The organism is Phenylobacterium sp. (assembly GCF_036723115.1).
Lineage (GTDB): Bacteria > Pseudomonadota > Alphaproteobacteria > Caulobacterales > Caulobacteraceae > Phenylobacterium.
Genome location: NZ_DAIMHV010000200.1, coordinates 1 through 3,950 on the forward strand (window position 1 = coordinate 1; position 3,950 = coordinate 3,950).

Sequence of the window (3,950 nt, forward strand, 5' to 3'; positions counted from 1 at the left end):
GCCCTCGGCGCCGAGGGCCAGGTCCTGGGCCTCGCCCGACCCGGCGCGGACGACCAGATTCCCGCCCCGCCCCCCTCGCCAGGGGTTGAACAGGCCCGGGCCGCGGCGGCGGCCTCGCCATTCGCCACCCGCTCCCTGCACCGGGGCTGCTTCTCCTGCTGCATCGAGCGCGCCGACGGCGAGGGCCTGGGCGTCCATGTAGGCCAGGTGGAGGGCGCAGAGCCTGGCCTCTGCGCCGGACTGTGGACCCCGCACGCCAATTTCGCCCATCCCGACGGGACCCTGCCCGACGAGATCACCTGGGCCGCGCTGGACTGTTCAGGCTCCATGGCCTGGTGGATCAAGACCGGCGCGCCCGTGGGCCTGCTGGGCACCATGGCCGGCGAGGTGCTGACCCCCCCGAAGGCGGGCGAGACCTATGTGGTGGTGGCCTGGACCCGCGAGAACGAGGGCCGGAAGTTCTTCTCCGGCGTCGCCCTCTATGACGCCCAGGGCCAGGTGGTCGCCCGCAGCGGCCAGATCTGGATCGGCCGCCCCCCGGGCGCGCCGGCGCCGCCGCCCCTGACTCAGGCCCAGACCGCCTGAGACCAGCCCCCCTGAGACCCAGGCCGCGACAGGCTGAAGCGCGCCGGCCCCGCAGGGCGCGCTCACCAGGACGTGCGCGCCTGCGGCCGCTGGCCCCATTTCCTTTCGGGCGGAACAGGCCTATACGGAAATTTGACAACCGCCCGGCCGAAAGGCCGGGCGCCGTCGTTTCTGGAGTACGGCCATGACCGACATTCTGATGCCCAAGGCGACCGCCGTCTGGCTGGTCGACAATACGTCCCTGACCTTCGACCAGATCGCCGACTTCTGCGGTCTGCACCCTCTGGAGGTGCGCGGCATCGCCGACGGCGAGGTGGCGCGCGACATCCGCGGCGCCGATCCCATCGGCAATGGCCAGCTGTCCCGCGAGGAGCTGGACGCCGCCCAGAAGGACCCGGCCTATCGCATGCGCGCCCAGAAGAGCCGCCATGCCGAACTGCTGAAGCCCACCAAGAAGGCGCCGCGCTACACCCCGGTGTCCCGTCGCCAGGACCGGCCCGACGCGGTGGCCTGGTTCCTGCGCAACCACCCCGAAGTGCCCGACGCCCAGGTGGCCCGCCTGCTGGGCACCACCAAGGCCACCATCGACCAGATCCGCAACCGGACCCACTGGAACTCGGCCAACATCAAGCCGGTGGACCCCGTGACCCTGGGTCTGGCCAGCCAGCTCGAGCTGGACGCCGTGGTGCGTAAGGCCGCCGACAAGCGCGCCAAGGAGGCCCGCGCCCGGGGCGAGGATCCCGACGGTCCCTCCCTGCGCCCGGCCTCGGAAACCGGCGTGCTGGACGACCAGCCCGAGGTGGCCGAAGCGCCGGAGTTCGACATCGACCGGGATTGAGGTCGGGGCCTTAGAGCGCGTTCCGATAAGTGGGAACCGGTTATCGGGTCGAAACGCGCTCGAGTCTTTGAGTTTAGAGCCTGATTCAACGGTCAGACGGTTCCGGCTGATCGCATCAGGCTCTACGGCTCGCCGAACGCAAAAGGCCCGCGCCTTGGCGCGGGCCTTTCCATTTGGGGGCTTTAATGCACCTTGCGGCGCAGGGCCTCCATTTCCTCTTTCAATCGGAGCTTCTGTCGCTTGAGCTCCTGTAGACGGAGATCGCTTCCGGCCGGGCTTCGCGCCTCCTCCTGAATGGCCCGGTCCAGACTATCGTGGCGGGTTCCAAGCTCTCGGATGCGGGCTTCAATGGCCATGGGTACGCCTCCTGTAAGGGTGGTTGTGACAGTTCGAAGTGAACACCCGAGGCAATCAGGTGTCAGATCAAATATGATTGCGCGGCCATTCGGTTCAGATTAGCGCCCGGAAAGTTCGCATGACGCCAATTGACGCAGGACACGGTCAGGCCCCCCGGCCCCGGCTGGTGGTGGGGATCACCGGCGCCAGCGGCGCGGCCTATGGCCTGCGCGCGCTCGCCGCCTGCCGCGACCTCGGGGTGGAAAGCCACCTGGTGCTCAGCAAGGCCGCCGCGCTGACCCTGTCGCAGGAGGGCGGCCACACCCCGGCCGACGTCCAGGCGCTGGCCGATGTGAACTATCGCAGCGGGGATGTGGGGGCGGCCATCGCCTCGGGCTCCTATCCCACGCTCGGCATGCTGATCGCGCCGTGTTCGGTGCGCACCATGAGCGAGATCGCCACCGGGGTGACCTCCTCCCTGCTCACCCGCGCCGCCGACGTGACCCTGAAAGAGCGCCGGCCCCTGGTGCTGATGGTGCGCGAAACCCCGCTGCATCTGGGCCATCTGCGCACCCTGGTGAAGCTGGCCGAGATGGGCGCGGTGATCGCCCCGCCCCTGCCGGCCTTCTATGCGCGGCCCCAGAGCCTGGACGAGATGGTGGATCAGTCGGTGGGCCGCTGCCTCGATCTCTTCGGCCTGTCCTGGGACCGGGTGAAGCGCTGGGGGACCGACATGGCCATGCCCGACGCCGCCCCCGACCCTGCCCCCGACGCCCCGCAGTGAGCACGGGCGCGCTCTGGACCTTTGCGGTCGCCATCTATGGCGCGCCGGGCGTCTCCCAAGGCCTGCTGCGCCTGCAGGACGAGGCCGGCCAGAACGTGCCCCTGCTGCTCTGGGCCTTGTGGGCGGACCCTGACCCAGACCGGCTGCGCGAGGCCGCCATCCTGGCCCGGGCCTGGGACGAGGCCGCCATCGCCCCCTTGCGCCGCCTGCGCCGTGGACTGAAGGCGCCGCCCGCCGCCCTGTCGGCCCCCGCGGTCCAGGCCCTGCGCGGCGAGGTCCAGGCGCTCGAACTGCGGGCCGAGCAGCATCTGTTGGAGGCTCTGGAGACGCTGACGCCGTCGCCGGCGCCCCCCGCCCGGCCGGACGACGCCGTCCGCCGCCTGACCCGCGCCGCCCAGGCCTGGGGGGCGCCGGCCGGGCCGGACCTGTCCGCCCTGATCGCCGATCTGGCGGCGGTCCTGCCGCAAGACCCGCCCAGGCCCCAGGGCCTGATCCGATAACCGAATTCCACATATCGGCGCGCGCCCTAAGGCCGCCTTTACCCCGACCTGACAAATGAGGAGAATGGCGGCGAAGGTCGGGGGGCAAGGATGAACGATATCGGCCCGGACGGGGGTCCTGATCCCGAAGCCATGCTGCGCGCCCGGCTGGCCGAGGCGCGGCAGGAGCATGCCGATCTGGACGTGGCGGTGAAGGCCATCTCCGCCCTGCCCACGCCCAATCTGGCCGTGCTGGGGCGGTTCAAGCGCCGAAAGCTCGTCCTGAAGGACGAGATCGCCCACCTGGAAGACCAGCTGACCCCCGACATCATCGCCTGACAGGCGCGAGGCCGCCGCCTCCGAGACGCGCCTCAGTCGATCACTTTCAGCCGGCCCTTTTCGAAAACGCGCAGCACCTGCTCGAGCTCGTGGCCCCGGCGCAGGATCATGCCCCCCTGGCCGATCACCGCCCAGGCGCCCTGCCGCCGGGCCAGGGCCGGGCGCTTTTCAATGCGATAGAGGGGCGCTTCGGAGGCCCGGCGGAACACCGAAAAAGCGCAGGCCTCAGCTCCGGGCTCGATGGAATAGTCCCGCCATTCCCCGGCGGCCACCATGCGCCCATAGAGGGAGAGCAGACGGGTGAATTCCGCGCGCTGGAAAAACACCGGCCCCTTGCGCGACTGCGCCAGGGCCTGGGCCTGTGAATCGTTGGCGGACGGATCAGTAGCCATCGAGTGATGAGCCTACGCCTTCCGCCGCTGAAATCGAGGGCGAATTTCGTGGTTTGCCCTGCAGAACGACGCCGCGAAAAGACCTTATTTCGGTCCCGGACCTGCCCGTTTGGGCTCCGATAGTGTGAGCGTCGGTTGATCGGGAACTCGCGGTTCCGGATCCTGAACAGCCCCCCCAGCCCCCCTGGGACTTCGGG

Annotated in this window: 7 protein-coding genes; 5 read left to right on the top strand and 2 right to left on the bottom strand. The window is 69.9% G+C overall.

Translation table 11 applies throughout. The annotated features are described in order from the left end of the window. Positions 1 to 585: hypothetical protein (locus tag V7D28_RS14270; protein WP_333588050.1), on the top strand; the 585-nt coding region annotated here is incomplete at its 5' end. A gap of 184 nt (positions 586 to 769) precedes the next feature. Next, complete coding sequence (locus V7D28_RS14275; protein WP_333588051.1) at positions 770 to 1,423, top strand: DUF1013 domain-containing protein; 654 nt, start codon at positions 770 to 772, stop codon at positions 1,421 to 1,423. A 182-nt stretch (positions 1,424 to 1,605) separates the two neighbouring features. On the opposite strand, the gene V7D28_RS14280 is transcribed toward V7D28_RS14275, so the two are convergent. Further along, entirely contained in the window at positions 1,606 to 1,779 is a 174-nt protein-coding gene (locus tag V7D28_RS14280; RefSeq protein ID WP_333588052.1) for a YdcH family protein, read from the bottom strand. A gap of 119 nt (positions 1,780 to 1,898) precedes the next feature. Here V7D28_RS14280 and V7D28_RS14285 point away from each other — a divergent pair, with 119 nt between their 5' ends. The 3 genes from V7D28_RS14285 to V7D28_RS14295 all read left to right on the top strand — a co-directional run bounded on the left by V7D28_RS14285 (position 1,899) and on the right by V7D28_RS14295 (position 3,361). Beyond that, entirely contained in the window at positions 1,899 to 2,543 is a 645-nt protein-coding gene (locus V7D28_RS14285; protein ID WP_333588053.1) for a UbiX family flavin prenyltransferase, read from the top strand. Beyond that, on the top strand, positions 2,540 to 3,043 hold the full coding sequence (locus tag V7D28_RS14290) for a TIGR02444 family protein (RefSeq protein WP_333588054.1): 504 nt from the start codon (positions 2,540 to 2,542) through the stop codon (positions 3,041 to 3,043). The genes V7D28_RS14285 and V7D28_RS14290 overlap by 4 nt, the downstream gene beginning before the upstream one ends. A gap of 90 nt (positions 3,044 to 3,133) precedes the next feature. After that, complete coding sequence (locus tag V7D28_RS14295) at positions 3,134 to 3,361, top strand: YdcH family protein (RefSeq protein ID WP_333588055.1); 228 nt, start codon at positions 3,134 to 3,136, stop codon at positions 3,359 to 3,361. 32 nt (positions 3,362 to 3,393) lie between these two features. Here V7D28_RS14295 and V7D28_RS14300 read toward each other — a convergent pair whose 3' ends face one another. Beyond that, positions 3,394 to 3,753 (bottom strand): DUF2794 domain-containing protein, encoded by a 360-nt coding sequence (locus tag V7D28_RS14300; protein WP_333588056.1) that lies wholly within the window; start codon positions 3,751 to 3,753, stop codon positions 3,394 to 3,396. Positions 3,754 to 3,950 lie beyond the last annotated feature (197 nt).

Coding starts and splice junctions, on each gene's coding strand:
- V7D28_RS14295 (WP_333588055.1), top strand. CDS start 3,134: ATGAACGATATCGGCCCGGACGGGGGTCCTGATCCCGAAGCCATGCTG.
- V7D28_RS14280 (WP_333588052.1), bottom strand. CDS start 1,779: ATGGCCATTGAAGCCCGCATCCGAGAGCTTGGAACCCGCCACGATAGT.
- V7D28_RS14300 (WP_333588056.1), bottom strand. CDS start 3,753: ATGGCTACTGATCCGTCCGCCAACGATTCACAGGCCCAGGCCCTGGCG.
- V7D28_RS14285 (WP_333588053.1), top strand. CDS start 1,899: ATGACGCCAATTGACGCAGGACACGGTCAGGCCCCCCGGCCCCGGCTG.
- V7D28_RS14275 (WP_333588051.1), top strand. CDS start 770: ATGACCGACATTCTGATGCCCAAGGCGACCGCCGTCTGGCTGGTCGAC.